Origin of the sequence: Ekhidna sp. (genome assembly GCF_963691765.1) — a bacterium.
Taxonomy (GTDB): domain Bacteria; phylum Bacteroidota; class Bacteroidia; order Cytophagales; family Cyclobacteriaceae; genus Ekhidna.
In genome coordinates, this window is sequence record NZ_OY829375.1 from 305518 (window position 1) to 331851 (window position 26334).

A 26334-nucleotide genomic window follows, 5' to 3' on the forward strand; every position below is an offset into this window, starting at 1 on the left:
AATCATGCTTCACGTTATTTGAGTGGTAAATAAACAGCATAATGCCGTTTATACAATTGTTAGAGCACATCATGCGAAACTTCACCTTCACCTTCATTATTATAGCATTTTTGGGTTGTAGCGAACAAACAACTGAACAGGAAATATCTGATTTCGAAGAAGAACTGGGACAAGAAGAAGCTCAAGGTCTTGCTGAAATGGTTAAACATTTTGAACGAGAACTCCTTGAAAGATACCCTAACAAATCATTGGATCAAGTATATGAACTCCATCTAGACTATATAAACAAAGATCAAGGTTTGCAATTCGGTGACTGGGCTCCAGCAACACTCAAAAAGGATAGTATTTTCAGGCTTTATAATGAGAACTTATTAAATGAGATATGGATAAAACCTGACACGGTTTGGGTAAAAGATGAACGGTTATATAAATCTTATCGGGGTAACATGAACCCTACTGGACATAGATTACCACCCTTTACAGATGATATTGACTCTTTAATATATTTTGAACAAAATACCGATATACCTAACAGAGAAGGAACCTTTTATAAGGCTCTTGAGCGTATATCCAAATCCAACAAGATTGCAAACTGGTACTACACGATAAAACGAGAAGCAGGAAATATCCACTCTGCTGTAATTGCCGAGGCCCTTAACGACCATCAACTAGACTATTACGACCTGAATGAGAAGATCAGCTATGAAGACTACCTTGTCAAACGAATAATCTTGGTGGAAACATACACTCGAACATGCTCTAGCAAGCACTAGCAGTCGTATACCGGAGTACTTTCTACAGCTTGATTGCAATTCGACCACTACAGTGTCCATGCTGCTAGGTTTACTTCCACTCCCTCCTTTTCGTCTTCTGGATTCAGACTTCAGAACGCGGTACTATACTTTGCGAGGGTTGGCCAGTTTCGCTAGCTTAGTGTCCTTTCTACTTGTGGGCATACCGCCCACTAGCTAGGCGTTAGCACGTAAATCCGTCCTTGAAAGTAATCTCATCAATATGAATATCTTTTTTATAATCATTGGAGCAATAGCTGTATTAGTTGTATCCCTTATAGTCTACCGTAGCATAAAGGTTAACAGACAAAACAGACAACTAAATGAACAACGTTATGAAAGAATTAAACCATTAGTAGATAAGCTAGAGTCAAATGAAAATCTAACTCCTGAAGAAATTCGGCCGTATGCTGAGCAACTTACTACTAGAGAAACAACCTTCCAACTTTTAACTGAACACAACAAGCAAAGTTTATTTCCAGAAGATCTTAACAACTTAGTTAGTGGAGCAGCAAGTAACCTAGCTAACTGGCTTGAATTTCCAACAGAACTTGATGCATGTCCAGATGAGATGAAACATATGGAACGTGTAACTTTTGATTTTGATGGCAAGAATAACCTTGTTCATTACGAGGTATTTAAATATCGAGTGAATGAACCTCATTGGGCAGCTAAAGATGGTTGGATGCTCGGTGTTGTAGGACCGTTTTTTGACGAAAGTAACCCTTATGACTTCCCAGCTGCTACTTTTAGTAGAGTCAGTAGCACGGTAGACAAAGTAACTCCAAAGGAAGAGGCTAAATGGGTTCATGAGAATATCGCGATGAGAAGATAAAAGCGCTACTCTCAATTTGAAATTTGTGTATTTTCCGACACGACAGTTTATCTCGGAGCTGAGTTCCAACCCGGAGAGGATAACATATCTTACTTATAATTCTTATCAACAGAACCAATCCGAATAACGAACGTATATTGAAACTTCGTCAAACGACTTTTCACTAAATACATCACCTACCACCACATCCTATGGCTAAGAAACGAACTACACTGATAATCAGAATTATGCTACTGGGCGGGACTGCCGTTTCTTTGTTTTTTGTGCCATGGCTTCTGGTAAAAGCATGGATACTTCCACTGCCAGCTACCATTCAAGAACAGCTGGATGAGGCAATAGGTCACGGTTTTGACGGTGTAATCACCTACGTTGGTCAAGGTGGCAAATCACCTCAATTTTTTACCTCCGGATGGCATAACCGAGAATCGAAGATCCCCGCCAAGCCTGATGCGTTATTTAAAATCGCAAGTATCAGCAAGCTGTATGACGCCGTTGCTGTCACGAAATTGGTAAGTGATGGACGGCTTTCTCTTGATAAAACCATCGCCGAATATTTACCAGAACTTCAAGGAAGAATTGAAAATGCTGATAAAATCACCTTACGGATGATGATTCAGCATAGAAGTGGCATCCCCAATTTCACAAATGCTCCCAATTTTTGGGGAAATCCAACAAAGACTTATGAAGAAAGTCTCGCACTAATATTGGATAAGCCAGCCAACTTTGAACCAGGCGAAGACTATGAATACTGCAATACAAATTATCTGCTAATCAATAAGATAATGGATGACGCTTTAGGTTATGAAAACTTCCAATTCATCCAAGAAGAAATACTTACTCCACTAAACCTTCGCAATACTTTTGGTTCGCTCAATGATGTCAATATTGAAGATGTAATGAGTGGCTATCATGTAGGCTACCCCCATGATCTAAAAGAAGAAGACCATGGGATGCTAGCTACTGCCGAAGATGTAGGCACCTTCCTAAGAGCATTGAATGATGGCTCAATATTTAAAGCAGGAGAGCAAGAAATATATGCTTCCGTTTACGAGTATAAGCATGCAGGATGGGTACCGGGATACCAGAGCTTTGCAGAATATTATGAAGAGCTGGATGCAGTGGTAATTGAATTCTACAGCACCACTGATGAGAAGCTATACAATTGGAATTTGTCAGAAATAATAAATAGCCGAATTGTCAAAATTTTGAAGGATCAATAAGAATCATTCACCTACACCCAACAATTGCCTCATCTGCTCATACGAACCTTCGTATTCCCAATATACCAACCGATCATATCCATATGAGGTAAGGATATATTTCTCACTTACAGACAGTATCCTGTCTACTCGAAGTAGCTTCTTTCTTGGATTTTCTACGACTACCTCTTCGACAACCTCCTCGTTGTTTTCATCAAACCCATGTGATACCAGGTGATTTTGCACGATAATTTCAATAAACTTCGGTTCATTCATCTTTTTAGATTTTGGAGTTTCGCAGCTTGACAGCACCATTATCAAACAACATACTGTTAAGCAGTTAACGATATTTCTCATCTTTTTTTCTCAAAAATGGAAAAGACTATTTGATAATAGAAATAGAATTTTTTACATTAACTGATAACAATTAGCTATCAATGGAATTGAGACACATCAAATATTTCCTGACGCTTTCAGAGGAACTGCATTTCAGAAGAGCTGCCGAAAAACTTTTCATCGCGCAGCCAGCGCTCACCCGACAAATCAAAGACTTGGAGGAGCAACTAGGAACAATTCTCTTCAAACGTGATAAACGAAATGTTTCACTCACTCCTGCAGGGCGGTTCTTACAACAAGAAGGTTATCAGTTATTAAAGCGGGTAGATATGATAAAAACATCCATTGCTGATATCGGATCAACATTATCAGGAGTCGTCAATATCGGATGCATTGGTTCTGCGATGACACAGATTTTACCCAATCTGATTGATCAAATGAATGTGCAGTTTCCAAAAGTAAAAACCAACATAATAGAGACTACCACCACTGATCTACTCAATCAGTTGCAAGATGGTCAAATAGATATTCTGATAGGAAGGCCTCATAAGGAGGTTTCTTCCATTCATTCTGAAAGAATCTATCGCGATACAACAGTCCTTGTATGCGCTTCTAAAAGCAAATGGAACCTCTCAAAAAGCACTGAAATATCCGAGTTGAAAGACATTCCTTTTATCATCTATCCTCGTTCGGCAGGATCCTATTTTCGCGATCAGCTTGTCAGCATTTGTGGGAAGTATGATTTTCATCCCCACATAAAACATGAAAGCATCAATGCCTACTCTATTCTTAAATTGGTAGAAAAGGATATTGGAATATCTGTAATCCCTAAAAGCATAATGGAAGGTTACAATCTAGCAGTGAACTATTTTGAACTGAAAGAGCTAAGCATTCCATTAGAAATGGTAATGTCCTATCGAACGGATAATGATCATGAGCTACCTAAGACGATAGCTCAATTAGTGAGGGATCAACTAGTTGAAATCTGATGTTTAGACTTCAACTAGACATATCATTCGGATATTATTGAACTTACCTATTTTAGTTAACATGAAAAAGCACCTTTTATATCTACTAGTTTTCTTCTTATCAAGCGCAGCATTTTCTCAAAAAGATTCGTGCGATTCTTTTCAAAAAGCCACTTTCACAAATGAAGAAAGTTTCTCCAAATACATTGCAAGGAGATTAAGATATGAGGTAGAGGCAGTAAGGGCTAAGAAAACCGGATTACTTGTAATTGATTTTAGCATAAATGAAAAGGGTAAAATCGATTCCGTTAATGTGGTCAAACATCCTCACGAAAGCTTAGCAAGACAAGCAGGGAGCGTTCTTTTAGGAACAAAAGATAGTTGGCAAGCTACTTCATGCAATTCCTCACCAATAGGTTATCGGTACACGCTTGTCATCGAGTATATAATGAGGTATGGAGAGAAGCCATACATTCATCCGGTAGATAAAATCAAAAAGAAGATGGACAAGACGATTAAAAAGGGAGATTATGAGAAAGCATTAAGTCTGGCGAATAAAGCTATTGCGTTAGATGAGTATGACCCCATCCTTTTTGAAACAAGAGCTAGCATTAATCAGGAACTAAATAATGCGGAGGATGCTGCTTCGGATATGGCCAAATCAAAGCAATTGAAAAATGAGCTAATTACAAACAAAATACCTGTAATTGGGTACTCAATGATTACGACAAGCCGAGGTTGAATTTTGTGTCTTATATCCGCACCTTCAACTTGAAGTCACTTTATTAATTTTAGCAGGTGGATATCGAGAAAATACCTGATCAATCACAATTACATTGCCTCAACTGTGGTACACCCGTTAGCAGCTCCTACTGTCACCACTGCGGACAGCGAGTTCGTGACAACTTGGATCGGTCTCTAGGTAGGCTATTAGGTGAATTTCTTGGCAATATCTTCTTTCTAGATAATCGCTTTTTTGTTAGTCTCATTTACTTTCTCCGATTCCCAGGTCGCATGACGGTCGAATTTTTAGGAGGAAAGAGAAAAAAATTCATCTCTCCGGTAACATTATTTCTGTTTTTCAACCTCGTCTACTTTTTTGTTAATCCGCTCTCCGACTATTCCCTTCCGCTTTCAGATCAAGTCTATGGACAACCATATAGCACGTGGACTAAAGAATGGGTGGATAAAAAACTTAAAAATGAAGGATTGAGCATGCAAGAATATGCGATCACTTATCAAAATATGAGTGATCAAATTTCAAAGTCAGTAATGATCTTAAACATCCCAATCATTGCTCTTTTTGTGTATTTAATAACCTTCAGGAAACGAAAATTTTATTTCGACAACCTCATTTATTCATTTCATTTTTTCTCATTGTATATGCTTAGTTGGATAATGTTATCGTGGGTTGGAAGCTTAGGTGAGCTCTTGTCTTTGGACCCAGACACAATGCTAGGTGGAATCAGATTTGAACTTTTTGTTTGGTTTATCCCACTTCTATATGCAATTCTAAGCATTAGAAACTTCATGAATATTCGTTGGTACTGGTCAATACCAGCAGGCCTCGGCGCGATGACGGCTGTACTAATATCCAATCTGATTTATCGATTCCTCATATTCATAATTACATTTTGGTTAACCTAATTGAATGATAATTCTTTTCGCATACGAGAATAGTTAGTATTGGAGTACGAGAATCACCTACCGTGAATACTGATAGTGCCACTTTGAAATTTGATTAATATCGAAATCTAAAAGTGCTTCTAAAAGAGTATTAGTAGTTTTAACAGAAGATTACTTAATGAAATCCATCAAGAGAAATGAAAAAAATATTCGCTTTTATACTCATATTGCTGGCTCCTACGTTCATAATGGCTTGCACTTGCAACTCAGTTTCTGGACCTGCAACAATTGTTGATTTCACTAAAATTGACGTTATTGTTTCTGGTCAGGTAAACAAAATCTCACTGTTAGAAAGTGAAAATCCGCGAAAAAAGTTACTCGTTGAATTCAAAATTGAGAATATTTTTAAAGGAGAAGGGCTTGAGGAAACGATAAAAATATATACCTCGCAATATGGTTGTGGCCTTTCTGTAAAAGAAAATGAAGAGTGGATAATTTGGGCCTACAATAATGATGGAATCATAAGCACCAATTCTTGTACGAGAAGTGTAAGAAAGCAGAAAATCAACCCGATAGAATTAAAATCACTGCATTACTTCCAATCCAATCCCTCAGCTACAGAGTGGACAAATCATAAAGGAACCGTGATTGCCACAGGCAAAATGAAAAACCATAATCCAGTAGGTCATTGGAAATATTACGATTTTAGAGGAGAGCTTGAAAGTCAGGGAGAATATAGGAATGGCAAAAAACATGGAATCTGGATAGAATATCTGAGTTCTTCATTCATCGTGAAGGATTTACGAAAACAAAATATAATTCCTAAAGATTCGACACCAAATTTGGATTTGTTCAAAAATAGAATCTCGGAAATAGGTCATTATAAAAATGGTCTTAAACATGGAGAATTTGTGAACTACACCCACCACTCAGCACGCAAGCCAATTAGTACAGAAAACTATAAATATGGGAAAGCAGATGGGAAAACAATTTCGTACTACGAAAATGGACTTACAGAAGTAGAAGCAAATTTCAAAGAAGGTAAACGCGAAGGAATCTACAGGAAATACTATGAGAACGGACAACTTAAGTTGATTGGACAATTTAAAAATGACAAGCCTGTAGGAGAATTTAAATTATACAATGAAAGTGGAGTATTACTTAAAACGAGCATAGATGTAGTGCCGGAATAAGTCTAAATGAAAAATTTCAATTACAAGAAACGCAATCCTTTCTCAGGGCCTCACCTTCTAGGAGTACTATTAATTCTCGCAGGAGTCTTCGCGCTAGTAAGTCCATATATAGTGACTAGCGGCAGCTCAATTGAAAGAATTCTATCAGTCGGAATCGGAGCCATAGTGATTGGCCTTTTCATAGTCTCATCTTACAGTGGAGTAATCATGGATTTTGAAAGAAAAAGATCAAAAGAATACACTTCCATCTGTGGTTTTAAAATTGGAGAATGGGCTTCTCTTCCAGAAATAGTCACTGTAAAAGTCATTGCAAAAAGCTATATGAGTAGCAACACACCAAATGGTGTCAGTCCAACGCTTTCCGGAAGAGTAACAGATTATAAAGTGCTTTTGTACCCCGATCAATCCAAACCAATATTCTCGTTCGACTACTCCAGGCAAAAAAAAGCTGAAAGTATTGCAAATAAGCTAGCATCAGATCTTCGTGCTGAGCTTATCATTTCTTCTAACTAGAAGTTGACTTTTCTCTATCTTTCCTTGCCTAAACCAAATACCATGAAATACCTAACTCCACTATTCCTTATACTTTTCATAGCCTGTTCACAACCGGCAAAAGAAGAATCTGCTGAAGAAATTCCACCACAAACGCAGATCAAACTTGCGACATCAATGGGAGACATAGTACTGAAGCTCTATGACGAAACCCCGCTTCACAGAGACAACTTTATCAAAATAGTAGAAGATGGAGTTTTGGATAGTCTCCTCTTTCACAGAGTGATTGAAAATTTCATGATTCAAGCTGGAGATACCAACAGCAAAACTGCGCAACCCGGTGATACCTTAGGAAATGGGGACCTACCCTATCAAGTTCCTGCAGAAATCACTCCTACTTTATTTCATAAAAAAGGCGTTCTTGCAGCCGCTCGTGGCGGTCACCCTGAACGAGTTTCAAGCAGCACACAATTTTATATTGTTCAAGGAAGAGTGTTTAATGATAGCACGTTGAGCCGCGCTGAGACACGAATCAATGGATGGCTTGCAGAACATTACCTTAAGCACGACTCAGCTTATAGCGAGGATCTTGATTCACTCCTGGTAGCCTTTGATGAAGAAGACTACCAGACAATAGGCCGTATCAATCGCAGATTTTATGAGCTAGCTAAGGACTACGAAAATTTTGAGAAGTACGTCATTCCAGATGAACACCGAGAAGTGTATAAAACAATTGGAGGTACTCCTCATCTAGATCAGAATTACACAGTGTTTGGTGAGGTGGTATCAGGATTGGCTATAGTAGATTCAATAGCAGCAGTCTCCACCAATGATTTAGATCGACCAGTCCAAGATGTTAGGATCATAAAAGCAGAAATAATTACAGAGTAGTTAATTCGGTTACAACATCCTGAGATTCGGTTACATCCTAACAACAACCGAATCTCACCTTTGTGTCATTAACAGTTTAAAACTTAAGCACATGACACAAAAGAAAATAGCATTAGTAACAGGCGGAAGCCGAGGGCTTGGTCGAGACATGGCCATAAGTATTGCTAAAAAAGGCATTGATGTGGTAATCACCTATCACTCCAATGAAGATGCTGCCAATGTAGTGGTGGCTGAAATAGCGCAAGCAGGAAGCACGGGGCATGCATTGCAACTCGATAGCAGAGATATCCAATCTTTTAATGATTTCTACAGCAGGTTTTCGGAGTACCTATCTGATAAATATAGCAATGATCATTTTGACTATCTGATAAATAATGCAGGCACAGGACTATTTAGTCCAATTACTGATACGTCAGAAGCTCATTTTGACGAAATGATGAACATTCATTTCAAAGGTGTATTCTTCCTAACTCAAAAAGCAATACCTCTTCTGAATGATGGAGGAAGTATCATCAACATTTCATCTGGATTGGCAAGATTTTCATTCCCCGGTGCCTCAGCTTATGCATCTATGAAAGGAGCGATTGAAGTATTTACTAGGTATCTTGCTAAAGAGCTAGGAGGCAGAGGAATAACAGCAAACGTTGTAGCTCCAGGAGCTATTGCAACAGAATTTGCAAATGGATCAAACAAAGATGAAGATAAAGTGGGAATTATTTCAAGTGTAACCGCCCTGGGAAGAGTGGGAGAAGCAGAAGACATTGGAAGTGTTGTGGCGTTCTTATGTACTAAAGATGCCCATTGGGTCAATGCGCAAAGAATTGAAGCTTCTGGGGGTACCTTAATCTAAATCAGCATGTACGAGATTAAATCAATAAGTGACTATCATCAAATAGCGGGACTCCCCAAACCGGAGCACCCGCTAGTAAGTTTAGTGGATTACGGAGCAGTCAATTATCTAACAGATGAAGAAGAAGTAACCATTGTATCACAGTACTATTCCATCGCTATGAAACGAGGAGTAGAAGGTAAAATGCGGTATGGCCAACAACCATACGATTTTGATGAAGGAATAATGTCATTTGTAGCACCTGGCCAGGTGATAAGTGTTAGAGCACATTATGAACCAGGCACTAAACCTGAAGGATGGTTACTATTCATCAGTCCAGATTTTCTATGGAACACACCATTGGCCAAGAAGATAAAGGAATATGAATTTTTTGAATACCGTGTGAATGAAGCCCTTTTCCTCTCCGACAAGGAAGAAAAATCCATGATTCAAATCATGAAAAACATCCAGGAAGAATATCATTCCAACATAGATAAGTTCAGTCAAAACATCATAATCTCTCAGATTGAGCTGCTTCTTAACTACGCTGACAGGTTTTACCAAAGACAGTTCATCACGCGTAAGATTTCTAATCATGAAGTATTAAGCAGACTCGAAGATGTACTGAAAGACTATTTCGAAAAAGACAACTTAGCTAGTGTAGGCTTACCTTCTGTTCAAGGAATTTCTGATGAACTAAACCTTTCCGCAAATTACCTCAGTAATCTCCTGAAGGTGCAAACAGGATTAAACACGCAACAACATATCCATGAAAAGTTAATTGAGAAAGCAAAAGAGAAACTCTCAACAACGCAATTAGCAGTTAGCGAAATCGCTTACGGCTTAGGTTTTGAGCATGCCCAATCTTTTAGCAGACTTTTCAAGCAAAAGACAAATCAGTCCCCACTAGAATTCAGGGCATCTTTTAATTAATAATTAATCTACGGGATCATATCCGCTACCGCCCCATGGGTGACATCTACTAATGCGTTTGATCCCCATAATAAACCCCTTCCATCCATATTTTTGAATGGCCTCTTTAGCATACTGAGAACAAGTTGGTGTATATCTACATGATTGAGGGAATAATGGAGAGATCGAATATTGATACACCAAAATGGGGAAAATGAGAATTTTCTTGAGGATTCTATTCACAAGCGTAAAAGTACAAATCAAATTTGCAAGCCCACGAAAAAATCATTCTGTTTGTACGTTATGGTAGATAATTACAGCTCAATTACGGTTTGATTCGAGGACTTCTCATTTTCATTTTTATAGGCTTTTGCCAACAAATCTATGGTCAGCAAGACTCCACTGAGCTATTGACTGTTGGCGAGATTATCATCGAGGGTAATTACAAAACCAAGGCAAAAATCATTACCCGTGAATTAAGCTTCAAAACGGGAGAAACCTATCAGCGCTATCAACTGGATAGCATGTTTATCTGGGATAGAAATCGCATTTATAATACCAACCTTTTCAATGAAGTGTCTATTGATATTCTAGACAGTTTAGGATCCCCAGTTGACATAAAAATTAAAGTAGATGAACGTTGGTACTTCTACCCATTTCCTATCTTCAGATTAGTAGATAGAAATTTCAATGATTGGTGGGTTAATAGGAATCGTGACTTAAGCAGAGTCAATTATGGGCTCAAACTCACTCAATTCAATTTTAGAGGACGTGGTGAAATATTGAGACTATGGCTTCAAACTGGATTTGAAACCGCATTAAATCTCTTCTATAACATACCATACATCGATAAAAAGCAACAACATGGACTATTGATTAGCAGCAGCTTCTTTGAAACCAAAAATGTACCTGTGATCACTAGAGACAATATCAGACGATTCATTTCTTCAGAGGAGAACGTTTTGCGTAGGGCTTACACCAATAGCGTTCAACATTCTTTTCGTAGTTCATTTTATTCCTTCCATCGCACAACACTTGGACATGTTAGATTGGATGTAGCTGACACTGTAGCCAGTATCAATCCCAATTATTTAGGTAACAGCCAAACACAGCAACAACATGTTTGGCTTGGATACTCATATACCTGGGACAAAAGAAACAACAGAAACTATCCTACTAACGGTGAATGGTATCAGATCGGGCTATTTAAACATGGCCTCGGCCTCTATGACAATGGAGTTGATTTTTGGCGTGCACGCATGAATCTGACCAAGTATTGGGAATTCAAAGACAACTTCTATTTTGTATCGAATATTACTGGACTAAGTACTTTCCCAGCAAACGACAGAAGCTATTTCAACTATTATTCAATTGGATTTTTAAAGCAAGTAATCCGTGGTTTCGATCTCAGAATAATAGAGGCAAGCTCATATGTTCTTCAGCGAAATGAATTTAAGCATCAGTTGTTTGGTAGGAAATACAACATCAAGAAAGTGATGCCTTTGAGGCAATTTCAGACTTTTCCAATTACCGTATATGGGAAGGTTTTTTATGATCAGGGTTATGCGGTAGGATATCCTAACTATGATGGTAGCGATCCCCTCACAAATGAATATTTATACAGCCTTGGGACAGGTATAGACTTAGTACTGGTTAATGATATCACTTTTAGGTTTGAATTTTCCAGAACTTCAGAGAATGAAACGCATTTCTTTATCAACCTTCTTTCCCTCTTTTAATCAAAGTTCTTCCATTTTTTCTTCTTTCCATTTTTGAAGAAATACCATTGCCCCACTTCCTTACCATTCTCCCAATTTCCTTCATAAATCAAGATCTCCTCTTCATCAAAATATTTCCATAGTCCATTTTCAAGTCCATCGACCAGCTCCCCTGCTTGATTAAGACTTCCATTCTCGTGATAAAACTTCCAAATACCATTTGGGCTTCCTTGTACATACCCTCCTATGCGTTTCAAATTTCCATTTTCGTAATAAAATCTCCATACATCATTGTACAAACCATTCGTATACATCCCCTCCTTTTCCAATTCACCAGATGGATAATAATAAGTGGCGGAATCCTCCATCAGACCCATTTTATAAAGCTCCCTGCCGATGAGTTTACCTTCAAATGAATAATACTTTTGAATTCCATCAAGTACATCATTCGAAAAGTTCAATTCACTATTCACTTGACCACCGGGATAGAAATACTTCCATACTCCAGTCTTTGATTCATTGATGCTATTGCCAACGGCTTTGACTCTACCATCCTTATACCAGATTGTGTCTGGCTGCTGGGCAGGTCCATATAAAGTAATCAAGCTAAATAAGAAGGCAACTAAAATCTTCATTCGAGATTCAATTTACGATTATTGGACAAAACAACCAGTGCAGACATTATGCCATGAAGGTATTATCTCTTACAATCTTTTTCTTCTTGATTCATCATTCGCACGCTCAAATTGGCACGTTCAATTTAGGTGGAAGAAATGCAGGTATGGCTGGTGCTTCCATTACACTGGGAGATGAATTCAGCTTATTCAACAACATTGGAGGCATAGGAAGGATTGAAAGTCACGCTGCTTTCGTATCATATCAAAGCCGATACGGAATTAAACAGTTTCAGGAGGTAGGTGCCGGAGCTATTTATGCTTCTGAAATAGGAAATGCAGGTTTAGGATTCTACAAGTTTGGCGATGATATCTATAGTGAGCAACGCCTCCACTTAGCATTCGGTAATGAAATTCAAATGATCAGCCTAGCCGTTGCAATTGACTTGCTGCAATACCATATATCATCAATCGGGACCAAGAAATCAATAGCCTTACAACTGGGAGGCATCGTGACAGTAACTCCAGAAATAACATTAGGAGCACATATCTTCAATCTCAATCAGGCCAAGCTAGACTTAGAGTCACCTGAGCATATTCCCACTGTAATGAAAGGTGGGGTTTCGTATCGACCTAGTGATGAACTAATGCTAAATCTAGAGGTAGAAAAAGATCTGGATTTTGTTGAAATCTTCAAAGCAGGTATAGAATATCAACTCATAAAAGATGTTTTTGTCAGAACAGGGGTAAGCACGAATCCATTCATAGGAGCTGCCGGAATAGGGATACATCCCAAGAATTTGAAGTTTGACTATGGGTATTCCAGCGATGAAATACTCGGAAGCATTCATGATTTTTCAATTGCATATACTCCTAGGTAATGAAGCAATTTGTTGGAACAGTGTTGATATTTATCAGCAGTAGTATAATCGCTCAAGACGAAGAAATAGAGCTAGAAACCTTTGCCGAGCGCTTATTCCAAATTCAAGATGAAGATGTTTCATACGAGGATATATATGAATCGCTGCTGCTATACTATAATGATAAGATCAATTTAAATAATGCCACTCCAGAGGAGTTAGCCTCATTGTACATATTAAACCCAGCTCAAGTATCTAACTTCTTTGAGTATCGAGACCAATTTGGCTCATTTTTATCAATCAATGAGCTTCAGGCCATACCGGAGTTCGATCTAAAAACCATTCGCTTGTTACTTCCTTTTATTTCAGTAAAAGAGAGCTTCCACGATAATCGCCCATTTCTAAAGAGAGTTTTGACTGAGGAAAATAATTACTTACTCATTCGCTATACTCGAAGAGTTGAAAAACAAGTTGGTTATACATCGGCAGTTCCAATAGATACCACTTTCTTAAGCAATGGAGCTAATGCAATTGATACTGTAATCTCCAAACCTTCAAGATACCAAGGAAGCCCCGGCAAAATCTATGGTCGATTTAGAACGCAGCACAGAAATGACTTTAGCATAGGCTTTACATTCGAAAAAGATGAAGGAGAACGTTTTGGTACTGATAATGGCAAAACAGGATTTGATTTTTACTCCTATCACCTATTACTGGAAAATAAGTATGGTTTCAAGAAGATAATGCTTGGGGATTTCCAAATGCAGATTGGTCAGGGAGTTGTTTTTGGAGCAGGCTTTAATGCTGGAAAGGGTGCAGAAACAGTCAACACTGTCAAAAGAAATACCTTAGGAATTAGACCATATACTTCAGTTCTTGAATCTGGCTTTTTTAGAGGTATTGGCATAACCAAATCAAAAGGAGACTTTGAGTTTACGATTTTCTATTCAAACCTTAAGCAGGATGGAAATATTCAATCAGATTCCACTCAATCGGATTTCGAAGAATTTGTCAATTCGATACAGAAAACAGGGTTTCATAGAACACCCAAAGAGCTTAGTTCGAGAAAACAAGTTGTTGAAGAGTCTTTAGGAGCAGTTTTTCAATATTCTCCTCATAGGAGACTTGCAATAGGAGTCTCTGGCTTAAAAAGTGGATTTAGTCAGCCCCAGCAAAGAAAACCCAACAACTACAATCAATTTGAATTCAAAGGAAACATCAACTATATAGCATCTATTTTCGGACATTACTCCTGGCAAAATTTCACCTTCTTTGGTGAAGCAGCTCGTTCAAAAAGTGGAGGAGTCGGAGCTGTTGGAGGTCTTGTTACAAGTTTATCAAGGAAAGTAGATATGGCTTTAGTCCACCGAAACTACAATCGTAACTTCCACACATTTTATGGAAATTCATTTTCTGAAAACTCCAGAAATATCAATGAGAAAGGCACCTATTGGGGGTTATCAATTCGTCCCAATCGAAGACATAGGATCAATGCTTACTATGATCGCTTCCAATTCCCATGGCTAAAATTTAAAACTGAGGCACCTTCGATTGGTCAGGAATGGTTGATAAGGTATTCATATGTTCCTAGAAGATCATCGACGCTATACATTCAAATTCGTCAGCAAAAAAAACAGGAAACAGTTCCTTTAGGCAACCTGAATATTCTAGCTGATAAAACTAAATGGAACTACTTGTTCAACATTGATTTTACAGCAAGTCGATCCATAAAACTCAAGACTAAAGTTCAATGGAGCACCCAATATGAAAATGAAAGGTCTACAAAAGGATTTACGATCATACAGGATGTCAACTTTAGCGTTTGGAGGTTAAAATTCAATACTCGAATGGCATTGTTCGACACAGATGATTTTGACAATGCCCAATACACCTATGAAAGCGATGTCTTATATGCTTTTTCAATTCCAGCATACAATGGTTTAGGCACAAGAAGCTACATAATGGCTAGGTACGATCCAGTCAAGAATATCTCAATTTGGTTAAGGTACGCCCGTTTTAGATTTAGAGATAGAGATTCCACTGGGTCTGGATTAAATAAATCATTTGGACCGACTGCTACTGAAGTAAAGGCAATGCTAAGAGTCAAGTTTTGAATGACACTGAATTTCTTTTCTCCTTCTTCTGAGCTAGGTTTACTTTATAACTACTATCATGGAGTCATTACATAACATTTGGGATAAGATCATTGCATTTCTTTCAAAAGTTGGTGAGCTATTTACCACCAACTTATTCAAACTAGGAGATAGCAACATCACGCTGGGCACGATCCTATATTTCATTATAGGCTTCATAATCTTGAATTATATCGCGAGGCGCTTTAAAAGCCTTTTGGTTAATCAAATTTTGGTGAAAGCCAATATGGACAAGGGAGCTAGGAATTCAATTGGCTTGATTTCGCGAGTTATGATCATGTTCATCGGCTCTATTTTCATCATCCAAAGTGCGGGTATAGACATGAGCTCACTCAGCCTACTCGCCGGTGCATTGGGAGTTGGCATTGGTTTTGGACTTCAGAACATTACGGATAATTTCATTTCCGGAATTATCATTCTATTTGAAAAACCGATCAAAGTCGGAGATAGAATAGTGGTTGGTGATACCGAAGGCGATGTGATAAACATATCAGTAAGAGCTACAACCATACTAACAAATGAAAACGTATCAATCATAGTTCCGAACTCAGAATTTATCTCGTCACGGGTAATCAATTGGAGTCATAATGACAGAAATATTAGATTTGATATACCCGTAGGTGTTAGCTACCAAGAGGATCCTGTAGAAGTACGAAATGTACTTTTAGATGTGGCAAGAGAAAATGAGCATGTACTTAAAACTCCTGCTCCTCATGTATTTTTTGATGAATTTGGAGATAGCTCCTTGAACTTCACGTTAGCAATATGGACATCTACATACACAGATAAACCCAGGAAATTGAAGAGCGAATTATACTTCTCGATTTTTGAAAAGCTAAAAGAAAAGGGAATAGAAATTCCATTCCCTCAACGTGATATCCATATAAAGTCTCAACCTACTACCTAAGCAGCCTTTTCAGACGGGTCGCCTTTCTGAGCCTCACTAACATTGATGCCTTCAAAAAGGGCATCTGATGATATCTCACCAGCATAGTAAAGTTTCTGAATCTGCTTGGCCGTAAGAGAGCTATTGTCAGGGCTCCATCCCGGAGGGCCAAAGATGTACATAAAAGCTTCTTTAAAACTCTTCGCCTTCTTCACATCATTGAAAATATCAACAAAAATGTGCGTGTTGAGCTTAATAGGGTTATAGGTATCCGGGCTCTTTAAAATGCCATAGTGTGGATTGACTCCATCTATTGTATTCTGCCAGGTACCAAAAATATGATCCCAGATTAGAAGTATTCCACCGTGATTCTTATCTAAGTATTCAATATTACTGGAATGGTGAACTGCATGTACATGTGGATTATTAAAGATCTTCCCTAAGAATCCCAATGATCCAATCAGCTTGGTGTGCAAGAAATACTGGTAAGTTGCATTTATAATTAGCGCCGATCCTATCATGATTGGTTCGAAGCCAATAGCAGCCATCCAAAGCCAGAAGATAGGTTTATAGAAAGTAATAAACCATCCATTTCTAATACTTACCGCCAGATTGAAATTCTTGGAGGAATGATGCGGCACATGCGCTGCCCATAGAAGACGAACCGTATGACTCCATCTATGGTGCCAATAGAAATTAAAATCATCAGCTACAATTGCAAGCACCCAAGCCCACCAAGCCCAACCGATGGTTGTATAGTTTAAATACTCAGCTCTTAGAGGTTCAAAAAAGTTAAACACTCCTGTGAATATTACTGCTACTGTAAAAGCTTTCGTGAAAAATGAAATAAAGGCTGCACCTAATGCAATTCCAAATCCCGCTAGTGAATCCTTCAACTCATAATCGTGCTTAGCGACTAAAAATTCTACTACCATGAAGGCAAGAAGGATCGGGAATATATAAATCATATTATCCCCTACATTAAACTCTGGCATATCTCTCTATTATAAGGTTAAGCTAACTGCTAGCAAGGATACGATAAAATCTTAAGTATCCTCAACTATATATATAATCTATTTATTCCGCTTTTTGTTGGCCAAATTGGTAAGTAAGTCCAATTCCTAATACATTTTTGAATTGTACCCTATCATCCAAGTTACCTTCATCGTCTGCAATCAAAATATCCTTATCATATATCAATTGCGTGTAGAGGTTTGTTGACAACACTTTGGTGATTGGTAATACTAATGCATTTTGCCAGTTTACGTCAATCTCTCCTACACTTTCAGTATATCCGGTGAAGAGTTCTAGCTTACTTTCAAAAACGTCATTCTTATACTTTGCACGAAAGAAAGAACCAAATTCAGCTCTTGACTTACTCCCAGGATCAACTCCATATGCTCCTGCATCAGCCAATTCCTGATCTGTAACTATGGTGAATTTACCTGTCAGTGGAGAGTAACTAAAGCTTAGTTTATCGTTAGGATCGTAAGAAATACCGAGCGCAATGGTAATGTATCCTGGAGCAAGAAAATCAGATATTTTGATCTGGTTGGTTTCTGCATCTAAGCCTTCCCAAAATTGAGATCTGAAATCTAGCAATGCGCTGTAATACCATTTTCCATTTTCCTTATCAATCTGATAGCCATATTTAGTCACAATATTTATTAGATCATCAGATTTTATGAAGCTTCCTTCACCTTGCTTAATTAAGCCGTAGGCAAGGTCCATTGAATTCTCCCATTTACCTCTTCCTTTTACACGATTGGCGAAAATGCTTAAATTAGAATTAATAGCCACTGAATTTTGACCTCCGGCAGCCCAGTTAGTCAATGAAACCTGTGAGAAGGTCAATGAGCTGGTCCCTCCAATTCTCCAGTAAGATGTGTCAGCCGGAGCTGTTGTTTGAGCAAATAATGCCGCACTGAACAAAAGCGATAAGGCGGTAAATGTTACTTTCATTTTTAATCGTATGTATTTGTTTTTAAATCGTTTTCCTTAAGAATTCTTCTTAGAATTTTGCCAACATTGGACTTTGGCAGTTCATCTGTAAATGCAATGTATTTTGGACGTTTATACCCAGTTAGATTTTCCTTGCAATGTTCAAGCACTTCTTCCTCAGTTAGGCTTGGATCTCCTTTTACAATATAAACTTTAACTGCCTCCGTAGACTTCTTGTCTGGAACGCCAATTGCTCCAACTTCTAGTACTTTTTCATTCAATGCAATGCAATCCTCAATTTCATTTGGATACACATTAAACCCTGAAACTAAGATCATTTCCTTCTTTCTATCAACTATTTTAAAGAAGCCGGCATCATTCATTACTGCAATGTCTCCAGTTTGAAACCACTCTTTATTAAAGCAATTTTTAGTTTCCTCTGGGCGATTCCAATATCCTTGAAAAACCTGAGGACCTTTTGCACACAGCTCCCCTCTTTCCCCAGCTTTTACTTCTTTTCCGTCATCGTCTAAAATCACAACCTCTGTACTCGGAATGGGCATACCAATAAATCCAGTTTCAGCATCTTTTCTTAATGGATTTGCAGTTAGAACTGGAGAGGTTTCAGTCAGGCCGTATCCTTCTGAAACAGGGGTTCCTGTAACTTCCATCCATTTATCTGCCACAAACTTCTGAAGAGCCATTCCTCCAGCGAAGGAGAACTTAACCTTAGAAAAATCAAGGTCCTTGAATGACGGTTGATTTAACAACCCATTAAATAATGTATTTACTCCGGTTAGAATTGTCCATTGATGTCTTCCCAAATCTTTCAAGAAGGCCTTCATGTCACGTGGGTTTGTAACCAATACATTTCTTGCACCAATTCTTACTGTCATCAATGCATTGCAGGTCAACGCAAAAATATGATACATCGGAAGCGCTGTAATGAAAATTTCTTTTGCCTCCTCAAGTCCACCATGAAGCATCCATTCGCATACCTGCTCCATGTTTGCAATCACATTCCGGTGTGTCAGCATAGCGCCCTTTGAAACACCAGTCGTACCACCCGTATACTGAAGAAATGCAAGTTCTGAACTTTCTATGTCAACTTTTGATGGAGCTTTCTCAGCGCCCAACTTTAAAGCGTCTTTTAACGAAACAGCATCAGGTAGATTGTAAGAAGGAACCATCTTCTTAACATTCTTAACTACAAAATTCACAATGCCACCTTTTAGACCGCCGATCATATCGCCAATCTTGGTTACGACAACAGTTTCTATTTGAGTTTCTTTAAGTATTTCTTCCAGATTGGATGCGAAATTCTCTACAATGAACACGGCTTTTGCGCCTGAATCATTGAATTGATGCAACATTTCACTTGGCGTGTATAAAGGATTTGTATTGACAACAACCATTCCCGCTTTTAAAATTCCATACAATATCACAGGATACTGTAGCAGGTTCGGCATTTGGATAGCTACTCTGTCACCTTTTTTAAGGTTCGTATGATTTTGAAGATAAGATGCAATTTGATCTACGTACTGCCCCAGTTCATTGAAGGATAATTCCTTCCCCATATTTTCGAAGGCAATAATGTCTCCGTATTTTTCAATTCGCTCATCAACCATTTCAGAAAGAGAGCTATAACTATCTGGATTAATTTCAAGGCTAACACCCTCAGGGTAGCTGGCATGCCATGGTTGTTTCTTCATATTTGGGCTTGTTGATTTTAAAAAGCTGTTAAAGATAAGGTATGCTTATTACCGTCAAAGAATTAGATCATAAAAAAGGCCTTGGCACCCCTACCAAGACCTAAAATAAACAACATTAACCCAAAGCTGTAGAGGGAGGATTCGAACCTCCACGGAGCAGTTAGCCCCAGACGTTCTCTCACGGCTATTTACCGAGAGAGAACTTACCGGGATTTATCCCTTATCTCCACCCCCGAGAGAGGAGGGCATGTCTGCCAGTTTCACCACTCTACAGTGTGTTTGATAGTTCAAATTTAGACTAAGCATACTTTTATTGAAAATAATTCAATAAATTAGCTGAATAAATACATTTCATTCAATTAATATATTGATAATTTGAAATAATGAAAATTAACACCACTTATTATGAGTAAAAATTACGAGATTGATAACGTAGACCTTAAAATCTTGAATATCCTCTCTCAAGATGCCAAAATGCCTTATACAGAAGTTGCTAAAAAAGTATTTGTATCAGGGGGCACTGTTCATGTGAGAATGAAAAAGCTAGAGGAGATGGGAATCGTGAAAGGAACAACGCTCATTATCGACTATGAAAAACTTGGCTATGACGTTACCTGTTTTCTTGGTATCTATTTAGAAAAAAGCTCATTGTATGATAAAGTTGTAAGTGAGCTAAAAGAAATTCCTGAAATAGCCACCATTAGATACACTACAGGTGATTACAATATCTTTTGCAAAATTTATTGTAAGGGTACCACTCACCTTAAAGATGTTCTGCACGATAAAATTCAAAAAGTGGACGGTATAGAAAGTACAGAGACATTTATCTCACTTGAAGAAAGTGTAAACAAGCACCTCATTTTTTAAAAAAGTGTCTTGAAGTGAACCTTCTTTTAAGTTCCTTGTTCTTATTTAGAATTGCTATAAATAAGGTGTATCTTTGCACACCGAAACGAAGCATAATAAATGAGCACGGACGATCAAATATTAGAAGAATTTACCTCCAAAGAATATGAGCATGGTTGGTCTGTTGATTTCGAAGCAGACGAAGCTCCTCTTGGTATCAATGAGGACATCATTCGTTTCATATCAGCAAAAAAAGAAGAACCTCAGTGGTTACTCGATTGGAGATTAAAAGCTTTTAATCAATGGAAGAAAATGACAGAGCCTAATTGGGCCAATGTCAACTATCCAAAAGTTGATTATCAGGCAATAAGATACTATTCTGCACCCAAGCAAGACAAAAAACCTAAAAGTCTGGATGAGGTAGATCCTGAGTTATTGAAGACTTTCGAAAGATTGGGCATATCGCTTCAAGAGCAAAAAAGATTGACCGGTGTAGCCGTAGATGCAGTAATTGACTCAGTTTCTGTAGCAACTACTTTTAAAGAGAAACTTTCTGAGCTTGGGGTAATTTTCAGCTCATTTAGCGAAGCGGTTCAGGAGCACCCTGAATTGGTGAAAAAATATTTGGGTTCAGTAGTACCTGCAAATGACAACTACTTTGCTGCGTTAAATTCTGCGGTATTCTCAGATGGATCATTCTGCTACATACCGAAAGGTGTAAGATGTCCAATGGAGCTATCTACTTATTTCAGAATCAATGCTGCAAATACTGGTCAGTTCGAAAGAACATTAATTGTAGCTGAAGATGAAAGCTATGTAAGCTATCTAGAAGGTTGCACTGCTCCTCAAAGAGATGAGAATCAGCTTCATGCTGCAGTTGTGGAAATATACGCTGCTAAAAATGCAGAAGTAAAGTATTCAACTGTCCAAAACTGGTATCCTGGAGATAAAAACGGAAAAGGTGGAATCTACAATTTCGTTACCAAAAGAGGTATATGTGCAGGCGATAATTCAAAAATCTCATGGACACAGGTTGAAACAGGATCGGCTGTTACCTGGAAGTACCCTTCTTGTATTTTGAAAGGAGACAATTCCGTTGGAGAATTCTACTCAGTTGCAGTAACCAATAACTTCCAGCAAGCCGATACAGGTACTAAAATGGTTCATATCGGTAAAAACACGCGATCAAGAATCGTATCCAAAGGAATATCAGCTGGTAAGTCTCAAAATAGCTATCGAGGACAAGTGGAAGTAATGAAACGCGCGGATGGGGCTAGAAACTTTTCTCAATGTGATTCCTTACTGATGGGTGATAAGTGTGGAGCTCACACTTTCCCATATATCGATATAAAAAATAAGTCAGCTCAAATCGAGCATGAAGCAACGACCTCCAAGATTGGTGAAGATCAAATCTTCTACTGCCAACAAAGAGGAATTGATGAAGAATCTGCCGTAGCATTAATCGTAAATGGTTTTGCGAAGGAAGTAATGAATAAACTCCCAATGGAGTTTGCTGTAGAAGCACAAAAACTATTGGCATTGACCCTAGAGGGAAGTGTGGGATAATCAACTCAAGAAAAACGTATGATTTCAATTAAAAATTTACAAGCCTCTGTTGAGGACAAGGAAATATTGAAGGGTATCGACCTAGAAGTTAAAGCTGGCGAAGTTCATGCCATTATGGGGCCAAACGGTTCCGGTAAGAGTACACTTGCCTCTGTTTTGGCAGGCCGTGAAGACTATGACGTAACAGGTGGTTCTGTGACTTTTCAAAATGAGAATTTACTTGAGTTAAGCCCTGAGGAACGTGCACAAAAAGGGATCTTTCTAGCTTTTCAATACCCGGTAGAAATACCAGGAGTTTCTACAACTAATTTTTTGAAAACTGCCTTGAATCAGGTTCGTGAGGCAAGAGGTGAAAAGGCATTGGATGCCGTCAACTTCTTGAAGTTGATGAAAGAAAAAATGAAGTTAGTAGACATCGATCAGGCATTGCTAAGCCGTTCATTAAACGAAGGATTCTCTGGTGGAGAAAAAAAGCGAAACGAAATTTTTCAGATGGCAATGCTTGAGCCTAAACTTTCTATTCTAGATGAAACAGATTCTGGATTAGATATTGACGCGTTAAAGATTGTTGCTGACGGAGTAAATAAGCTGAAAAGTGATCAAACTGCGACGATTGTAGTTACTCACTACCAAAGACTGCTTGATTACATTGTTCCGGATTATGTACATGTTCTTTACAAAGGAAGAATTGTGAAATCTGGAGATAAAAGCTTAGCTCTAGAATTAGAGGAAAAAGGATACGATTGGATTAAAGAAGAAGTAGCTGCTGTATGATCATGGAGTCAACCATATTGGAAAATCTAGCAGAGCAATTTTCGGGCAATTCCACTCAAGAAGATGCTCTTAAAATGCTAAAAGAGGTAGGCTTACCTCATAAGAAATCTGAAGCATACAAGTTTACTCAGATTACTTCCTTGCTAGAAAAAAACATCAAGTTTGAGTCAAAGGCAGATGACAATTTTACTTCTAACAAACTTTATCAAGAAGAAGGAAGTCATTTGGTATTTATAAACGGATCGCTTGCTAAAGAACATTCAAACATTTCTGATAAACTTACTATGCAGATATCAGAAGTGAGTGAAGGGAAACATGATCCATTTAGTCTTCTTAATGCAGCATATGCGAAAGAAGAGATTCATTTAGAATCCGGATACAACGAGCCAGTGTTTGTTTATCACTTCAATTCAAATGGCATTTCTAATCCAAGAATTAAGGTAACGGTCAAAGATGGACATACATTTCAAGTAGTCGAGAAGTTAATTACTCCTGAGAACAGTAATACTTTCACTAATTCTTACATTGAATTCGCTGTAGGTAAAAATGCATTTGGCTACCACACCAAAGTGCAGAATTATAATGCATCTACTTTTAGCCATGAAACAGTCATCGCGCATGTTGAAAGAGATTCCCATTTCTACAATAACACCTTTTCATTTGAAGGAGGCTTAATTAGAAATAACCTCACCATTAATCTGGAGGATGAGAATTGCGAAGGTTACATGTATGGTTTATTCCTTTTGGATAAAAAGTCACACGTAGATAACAACACTTCTGTTGATCATAAAATGCCAAATTCATATAGCAATGAACTGTATAAAGGCATCCTAGATGAAAAATCGACTGGTGTATTTAATGGGAAAATTTACGTAAGACAAGATGCGCAGAAGACGAATGCCTTCCAGTCGAACAATAACATCCTACTCTCAGAGGATGCCACACTACACACCAAACCTCAATTGGAGATTTGGGCGGATGATGTAAAATGCTCGCATGGATGTACTTCTGGACAGTTGGATGAAGATGCAATATTTTATCTCAGAGCAAGAGGAGTAAATGAGAAAAGCGCAAAAGCGATGATACTAAATGCATTCGCTGGTGAGACCTTGGAGCACGTGAAAGTGGAGTCGGTGAGAAATGAAATTCAATCGTTGATTGACCAAAAACTAGTCTAATGGCAGTTTCAGCAACTACGTCTTTGGATATTCAGAAGATCAGGGATCAATTTCCAGTTCTTGACCAGGAGGTTAATGGTAAGCCTTTGATCTATTTCGATAATGCAGCTTCTTCGCAAACAGCAAAGAGTGTAGTTGATGCCCTTGTGAAATTTTATGAGAAGGATCATGCCAATATTCACCGAGGAATTCATACGCTGGCAGAGCGCTCCACTAAAGATTTTGAGGCCACAAGAGAACGAGTTCATAAGTTTATAAACTCGGCAGAAGCTGATGAGATAATTTTAACAAAAGGTACTACGGAAAGTATCAACCTTGTCGCCCATTCATGGGGAACTAAGTTTCTGAAAGAAGGTGATGAAATATTAATATCCCAATTAGAACATCATTCCAACATTGTACCATGGCAGCTAGCAGCAGAAAGAGCCGGTGCTTCAATTAAGGTGATTCCCATCGATGAGCATGGTGATATCATCATGGATGAATTCAAAAAATTGTTGAGCAATAAAACCAAGCTTGTTGCTGTCAACTACATATCCAATTCATTAGGTACAATCAATCCTGTAAAAGAGATTATAGCACTGGCTATTGAAAATGGTGCGACCACTTTAATTGATGCTGCACAAGCTGCGCCGCATGTTAAAATAGATGTACAAGCGCTAAACTGTGATTTCCTTGCTTTGTCCAGTCATAAAATGTATGGCCCAACAGGTGTTGGCGTTCTATACGGCAGACGAGATTTATTGGAGGCTATGCCGCCATATCAGGGCGGAGGAGAGATGATCAAAGATGTTTCTTTTAACGGCACAACATACAATGACATCCCTTATAAGTTCGAAGCAGGCACACCAAACATTGGAGAAGTAATTGCCTTCAAATATGCTATGGACTTTATAGATGAACTAGGGCATGAAAACATTCAAGCATATGAAAATGAATTGCTTGAATATGCAAATGCGAAATTAGAATTGGTGCCAGGTTTTATTCCTATCGGGACGGCCAAGAAAAAGGCCAGTGTAATTTCTTTTCTTGTCAAAAATGTACACCCATATGACCTAGGTCAATTATTGGATGTCAAAGGAATTGCAGTAAGAACTGGACATCACTGCACTCAGCCATTAATGGACTTTCTTGAGATAGATGGTACCGTAAGGGCTTCTTTTGCGGTTTACAACACCAAAGAAGAAATAGATACTTTTTGTGAAGCATTGAAAAATATAGCTGAACGATTTAACTAATGGATTCAATCAAACAGCGCCAAGAAGAGATAATTGAAGAATTCTCCATGTTAGATGGTGATATGGAGATGACCTTGGATTACATCATGGAATTAGGGGCTGAACTTGATGAATTACCAGAAGAAGCACGAATCGATGATAACATTGTAAAGGGTTGCCAATCCAAAGTTTGGATGACTGCATCGCTAGACAATGATCGTGTTCAATTTAAGGCAGATTCAAATACAGCAATTACCAAAGGATTGGTAAGTCTTTTGGTGAGAACATTGAATCAATCTGCACCACAAGATGTTATGAATGCAGAGATCTATTTTCCAACACAGATAGGAATGGATCGCTTCATCGGAACGCAAAGATCGAATGGATTTGCAGCGATGATAAAGCAAATGAAAATGTATGCGCTGGCTTTAACAGCAAAACAAGAATCATGAGCGAAACGAATTCAAATAACGATACACTAGCGCTGAAAGAAGACATTATCAGAGCAATCAAGGGTGTTTATGATCCTGAGATTCCTGTAGATGTATATGAGCTAGGCCTGATATATGAAATTAATATTCTTCCCATAAACAATGTGGAGATAGTAATGACGTTGACGTCCCCCTCCTGCCCTGCAGCAGAGAGTATTCCAAGTGAAATTGAAATGAATGTGAAAGCGGTAGAAGGAGTTAACGATGTAAATATAGAATTGACCTTTGATCCTCCTTATGCTACAGACATGATGTCTGAAGAAGCAAAGCTGGAGCTAGGTTTTATGTAATTAATAAAAACAAAAA

At 38.2% G+C, this 26334-nt stretch carries 28 protein-coding genes; 22 read left to right on the forward strand and 6 right to left on the reverse strand.

Annotated elements, in window-relative coordinates; translation table 11 throughout:
• Positions 1-41 precede the first annotated feature (41 nt).
• The 3 genes from ACY650_RS01415 to ACY650_RS01425 all read left to right on the forward strand — a co-directional run bounded on the left by ACY650_RS01415 (position 42) and on the right by ACY650_RS01425 (position 2846).
• On the forward strand, positions 42-773 hold the full coding sequence (locus ACY650_RS01415; RefSeq protein ID WP_462251000.1) for a hypothetical protein: 732 nt from the start codon (positions 42-44) through the stop codon (positions 771-773).
• A gap of 241 nt (positions 774-1014) precedes the next feature.
• Positions 1015-1626 carry a hypothetical protein gene (locus tag ACY650_RS01420; protein WP_462251002.1) on the forward strand — a complete coding sequence of 204 codons (612 nt, stop codon included), beginning with the start codon at positions 1015-1017 and terminating at the stop codon, positions 1624-1626.
• Between the two features lie 191 nt (positions 1627-1817).
• Positions 1818-2846 carry a serine hydrolase domain-containing protein gene (locus ACY650_RS01425; protein WP_462251004.1) on the forward strand — a complete coding sequence of 343 codons (1029 nt, stop codon included), beginning with the start codon at positions 1818-1820 and terminating at the stop codon, positions 2844-2846.
• A 3-nt stretch (positions 2847-2849) separates the two neighbouring features.
• Here ACY650_RS01425 and ACY650_RS01430 read toward each other — a convergent pair whose 3' ends face one another.
• On the reverse strand, positions 2850-3101 hold the full coding sequence (locus ACY650_RS01430) for a hypothetical protein (RefSeq protein ID WP_462251006.1): 252 nt from the start codon (positions 3099-3101) through the stop codon (positions 2850-2852).
• 161 nt (positions 3102-3262) lie between these two features.
• Between ACY650_RS01430 and ACY650_RS01435 the strand changes: the two genes are divergently transcribed.
• The 8 genes from ACY650_RS01435 (at position 3263) to ACY650_RS01470 (ending at position 10093) form a co-directional block, all read left to right on the forward strand.
• A complete protein-coding gene (locus tag ACY650_RS01435) occupies positions 3263-4150 on the forward strand; it encodes a LysR family transcriptional regulator (protein ID WP_462251008.1) in 888 nt (295 codons plus the stop codon).
• Between the two features lie 61 nt (positions 4151-4211).
• Entirely contained in the window at positions 4212-4871 is a 660-nt protein-coding gene (locus ACY650_RS01440) for an energy transducer TonB (RefSeq protein WP_462251010.1), read from the forward strand.
• Positions 4872-4927: 56 nt separating this feature from the next.
• Positions 4928-5776, forward strand: a complete 849-nt coding sequence (locus ACY650_RS01445) for a DUF3667 domain-containing protein (RefSeq protein WP_462251012.1) — start codon at positions 4928-4930, stop codon at positions 5774-5776.
• Positions 5777-5952: 176 nt separating this feature from the next.
• Complete coding sequence (locus ACY650_RS01450) at positions 5953-6948, forward strand: hypothetical protein (RefSeq protein WP_462251014.1); 996 nt, start codon at positions 5953-5955, stop codon at positions 6946-6948.
• A 6-nt stretch (positions 6949-6954) separates the two neighbouring features.
• Positions 6955-7461 (forward strand): hypothetical protein, encoded by a 507-nt coding sequence (locus ACY650_RS01455; RefSeq protein WP_462251016.1) that lies wholly within the window; start codon positions 6955-6957, stop codon positions 7459-7461.
• Positions 7462-7503: 42 nt separating this feature from the next.
• Entirely contained in the window at positions 7504-8331 is an 828-nt protein-coding gene (locus ACY650_RS01460) for a peptidylprolyl isomerase (RefSeq protein ID WP_462251018.1), read from the forward strand.
• Between the two features lie 91 nt (positions 8332-8422).
• On the forward strand, positions 8423-9181 hold the full coding sequence (locus tag ACY650_RS01465) for an SDR family oxidoreductase (RefSeq protein ID WP_462251020.1): 759 nt from the start codon (positions 8423-8425) through the stop codon (positions 9179-9181).
• A 6-nt stretch (positions 9182-9187) separates the two neighbouring features.
• Complete coding sequence (locus ACY650_RS01470) at positions 9188-10093, forward strand: helix-turn-helix domain-containing protein (protein ID WP_462251022.1); 906 nt, start codon at positions 9188-9190, stop codon at positions 10091-10093.
• A 3-nt stretch (positions 10094-10096) separates the two neighbouring features.
• Here ACY650_RS01470 and yidD read toward each other — a convergent pair whose 3' ends face one another.
• The gene (yidD, locus tag ACY650_RS01475) at positions 10097-10315 is read right to left on the reverse strand and encodes a membrane protein insertion efficiency factor YidD (RefSeq protein WP_462251024.1); all 219 of its coding nucleotides are present in this window, start codon (positions 10313-10315) and stop codon (positions 10097-10099) included.
• An 89-nt stretch (positions 10316-10404) separates the two neighbouring features.
• Between yidD and ACY650_RS01480 the strand changes: the two genes are divergently transcribed.
• Entirely contained in the window at positions 10405-11811 is a 1407-nt protein-coding gene (locus ACY650_RS01480) for a POTRA domain-containing protein (protein ID WP_462251026.1), read from the forward strand.
• On the opposite strand, the gene ACY650_RS01485 is transcribed toward ACY650_RS01480, so the two are convergent.
• Positions 11808-12425 (reverse strand): toxin-antitoxin system YwqK family antitoxin, encoded by a 618-nt coding sequence (locus ACY650_RS01485; RefSeq protein ID WP_462251028.1) that lies wholly within the window; start codon positions 12423-12425, stop codon positions 11808-11810. The two genes, ACY650_RS01480 and ACY650_RS01485, sit on opposite strands and share 4 nt — an antisense overlap.
• Before the next feature lie 53 nt (positions 12426-12478).
• On the opposite strand from ACY650_RS01485, the gene ACY650_RS01490 reads away from it, so the two are divergent.
• The 3 genes from ACY650_RS01490 to ACY650_RS01500 are packed head-to-tail and all read left to right on the forward strand — an operon-like array spanning position 12479 to position 16324.
• Positions 12479-13285: a PorV/PorQ family protein gene (locus ACY650_RS01490; RefSeq protein ID WP_462251030.1), complete on the forward strand. Its 807-nt coding sequence runs from the start codon at positions 12479-12481 to the stop codon at positions 13283-13285.
• Positions 13285-15378 carry a helix-hairpin-helix domain-containing protein gene (locus ACY650_RS01495; protein WP_462251032.1) on the forward strand — a complete coding sequence of 698 codons (2094 nt, stop codon included), beginning with the start codon at positions 13285-13287 and terminating at the stop codon, positions 15376-15378. The genes ACY650_RS01490 and ACY650_RS01495 overlap by 1 nt, the downstream gene beginning before the upstream one ends.
• Positions 15379-15436: 58 nt before the next feature.
• Positions 15437-16324, forward strand: a complete 888-nt coding sequence (locus tag ACY650_RS01500; RefSeq protein WP_462251034.1) for a mechanosensitive ion channel family protein — start codon at positions 15437-15439, stop codon at positions 16322-16324.
• Here the strand turns inward: ACY650_RS01500 and ACY650_RS01505 are convergent.
• The 3 genes from ACY650_RS01505 to ACY650_RS01515 all read right to left on the reverse strand — a co-directional run bounded on the left by ACY650_RS01505 (position 16321) and on the right by ACY650_RS01515 (position 19956).
• Positions 16321-17298 (reverse strand): sterol desaturase family protein, encoded by a 978-nt coding sequence (locus tag ACY650_RS01505; protein WP_462251036.1) that lies wholly within the window; start codon positions 17296-17298, stop codon positions 16321-16323. The genes ACY650_RS01500 and ACY650_RS01505 overlap by 4 nt on opposite strands.
• Before the next feature lie 82 nt (positions 17299-17380).
• Positions 17381-18265, reverse strand: coding sequence for a DUF3078 domain-containing protein (locus ACY650_RS01510; protein ID WP_462251038.1), 885 nt, complete (start codon positions 18263-18265; stop codon positions 17381-17383).
• Positions 18266-18267: 2 nt separating this feature from the next.
• Positions 18268-19956 carry an AMP-binding protein gene (locus ACY650_RS01515; protein WP_462251040.1) on the reverse strand — a complete coding sequence of 563 codons (1689 nt, stop codon included), beginning with the start codon at positions 19954-19956 and terminating at the stop codon, positions 18268-18270.
• A 405-nt stretch (positions 19957-20361) separates the two neighbouring features.
• Here ACY650_RS01515 and ACY650_RS01520 point away from each other — a divergent pair, with 405 nt between their 5' ends.
• The 7 genes from ACY650_RS01520 to ACY650_RS01550 all read left to right on the forward strand — a co-directional run bounded on the left by ACY650_RS01520 (position 20362) and on the right by ACY650_RS01550 (position 26318).
• On the forward strand, positions 20362-20823 hold the full coding sequence (locus ACY650_RS01520; RefSeq protein WP_462251042.1) for an Lrp/AsnC ligand binding domain-containing protein: 462 nt from the start codon (positions 20362-20364) through the stop codon (positions 20821-20823).
• Positions 20824-20922: 99 nt separating this feature from the next.
• Positions 20923-22368: a Fe-S cluster assembly protein SufB gene (sufB, locus tag ACY650_RS01525; protein WP_462251044.1), complete on the forward strand. Its 1446-nt coding sequence runs from the start codon at positions 20923-20925 to the stop codon at positions 22366-22368.
• 18 nt (positions 22369-22386) lie between these two features.
• The gene (gene sufC / locus ACY650_RS01530) at positions 22387-23142 is read left to right on the forward strand and encodes a Fe-S cluster assembly ATPase SufC (RefSeq protein WP_462251046.1); all 756 of its coding nucleotides are present in this window, start codon (positions 22387-22389) and stop codon (positions 23140-23142) included.
• Positions 23143-23144: 2 nt separating this feature from the next.
• Positions 23145-24320 (forward strand): Fe-S cluster assembly protein SufD, encoded by a 1176-nt coding sequence (sufD, locus tag ACY650_RS01535; protein WP_462251048.1) that lies wholly within the window; start codon positions 23145-23147, stop codon positions 24318-24320.
• Positions 24320-25558: an aminotransferase class V-fold PLP-dependent enzyme gene (locus ACY650_RS01540; RefSeq protein ID WP_462251050.1), complete on the forward strand. Its 1239-nt coding sequence runs from the start codon at positions 24320-24322 to the stop codon at positions 25556-25558. The genes sufD and ACY650_RS01540 overlap by 1 nt, the downstream gene beginning before the upstream one ends.
• Positions 25558-25989, forward strand: a complete 432-nt coding sequence (locus ACY650_RS01545; RefSeq protein ID WP_462251052.1) for a SufE family protein — start codon at positions 25558-25560, stop codon at positions 25987-25989. Before ACY650_RS01540 ends, ACY650_RS01545 begins: the two co-directional genes overlap by 1 nt.
• A complete protein-coding gene (locus tag ACY650_RS01550; RefSeq protein WP_462251054.1) occupies positions 25986-26318 on the forward strand; it encodes an iron-sulfur cluster assembly protein in 333 nt (110 codons plus the stop codon). The genes ACY650_RS01545 and ACY650_RS01550 overlap by 4 nt, the downstream gene beginning before the upstream one ends.
• Positions 26319-26334: the final 16 nt, after the last annotated feature.

Bases quoted from the DNA above. Each gene is read 5' to 3' on its own strand.
- ACY650_RS01460 (WP_462251018.1), top strand. From the start codon at position 7,504: ATGAAATACCTAACTCCACTATTCCTTATACTTTTCATAGCCTGTTCA.
- ACY650_RS01515 (WP_462251040.1), bottom strand. From the start codon at position 19,956: ATGAAGAAACAACCATGGCATGCCAGCTACCCTGAGGGTGTTAGCCTT.
- ACY650_RS01450 (WP_462251014.1), top strand. From the start codon at position 5,953: ATGAAAAAAATATTCGCTTTTATACTCATATTGCTGGCTCCTACGTTC.
- ACY650_RS01485 (WP_462251028.1), bottom strand. From the start codon at position 12,425: ATGAAGATTTTAGTTGCCTTCTTATTTAGCTTGATTACTTTATATGGA.
- ACY650_RS01435 (WP_462251008.1), top strand. From the start codon at position 3,263: ATGGAATTGAGACACATCAAATATTTCCTGACGCTTTCAGAGGAACTG.
- ACY650_RS01545 (WP_462251052.1), top strand. From the start codon at position 25,558: ATGGATTCAATCAAACAGCGCCAAGAAGAGATAATTGAAGAATTCTCC.
- ACY650_RS01425 (WP_462251004.1), top strand. From the start codon at position 1,818: ATGGCTAAGAAACGAACTACACTGATAATCAGAATTATGCTACTGGGC.
- sufB (WP_462251044.1), top strand. From the start codon at position 20,923: ATGAGCACGGACGATCAAATATTAGAAGAATTTACCTCCAAAGAATAT.
- ACY650_RS01415 (WP_462251000.1), top strand. From the start codon at position 42: ATGCCGTTTATACAATTGTTAGAGCACATCATGCGAAACTTCACCTTC.
- sufC (WP_462251046.1), top strand. From the start codon at position 22,387: ATGATTTCAATTAAAAATTTACAAGCCTCTGTTGAGGACAAGGAAATA.
- ACY650_RS01440 (WP_462251010.1), top strand. From the start codon at position 4,212: ATGAAAAAGCACCTTTTATATCTACTAGTTTTCTTCTTATCAAGCGCA.
- ACY650_RS01500 (WP_462251034.1), top strand. From the start codon at position 15,437: ATGGAGTCATTACATAACATTTGGGATAAGATCATTGCATTTCTTTCA.
- ACY650_RS01550 (WP_462251054.1), top strand. From the start codon at position 25,986: ATGAGCGAAACGAATTCAAATAACGATACACTAGCGCTGAAAGAAGAC.
- ACY650_RS01490 (WP_462251030.1), top strand. From the start codon at position 12,479: ATGAAGGTATTATCTCTTACAATCTTTTTCTTCTTGATTCATCATTCG.
- ACY650_RS01540 (WP_462251050.1), top strand. From the start codon at position 24,320: ATGGCAGTTTCAGCAACTACGTCTTTGGATATTCAGAAGATCAGGGAT.
- ACY650_RS01510 (WP_462251038.1), bottom strand. From the start codon at position 18,265: ATGAAAGTAACATTTACCGCCTTATCGCTTTTGTTCAGTGCGGCATTA.
- ACY650_RS01430 (WP_462251006.1), bottom strand. From the start codon at position 3,101: ATGAATGAACCGAAGTTTATTGAAATTATCGTGCAAAATCACCTGGTA.
- sufD (WP_462251048.1), top strand. From the start codon at position 23,145: ATGGAGTCAACCATATTGGAAAATCTAGCAGAGCAATTTTCGGGCAAT.
- ACY650_RS01455 (WP_462251016.1), top strand. From the start codon at position 6,955: ATGAAAAATTTCAATTACAAGAAACGCAATCCTTTCTCAGGGCCTCAC.
- ACY650_RS01470 (WP_462251022.1), top strand. From the start codon at position 9,188: ATGTACGAGATTAAATCAATAAGTGACTATCATCAAATAGCGGGACTC.
- ACY650_RS01520 (WP_462251042.1), top strand. From the start codon at position 20,362: ATGAGTAAAAATTACGAGATTGATAACGTAGACCTTAAAATCTTGAAT.
- ACY650_RS01465 (WP_462251020.1), top strand. From the start codon at position 8,423: ATGACACAAAAGAAAATAGCATTAGTAACAGGCGGAAGCCGAGGGCTT.
- ACY650_RS01420 (WP_462251002.1), top strand. From the start codon at position 1,015: ATGAATATCTTTTTTATAATCATTGGAGCAATAGCTGTATTAGTTGTA.
- ACY650_RS01495 (WP_462251032.1), top strand. From the start codon at position 13,285: ATGAAGCAATTTGTTGGAACAGTGTTGATATTTATCAGCAGTAGTATA.
- ACY650_RS01505 (WP_462251036.1), bottom strand. From the start codon at position 17,298: ATGCCAGAGTTTAATGTAGGGGATAATATGATTTATATATTCCCGATC.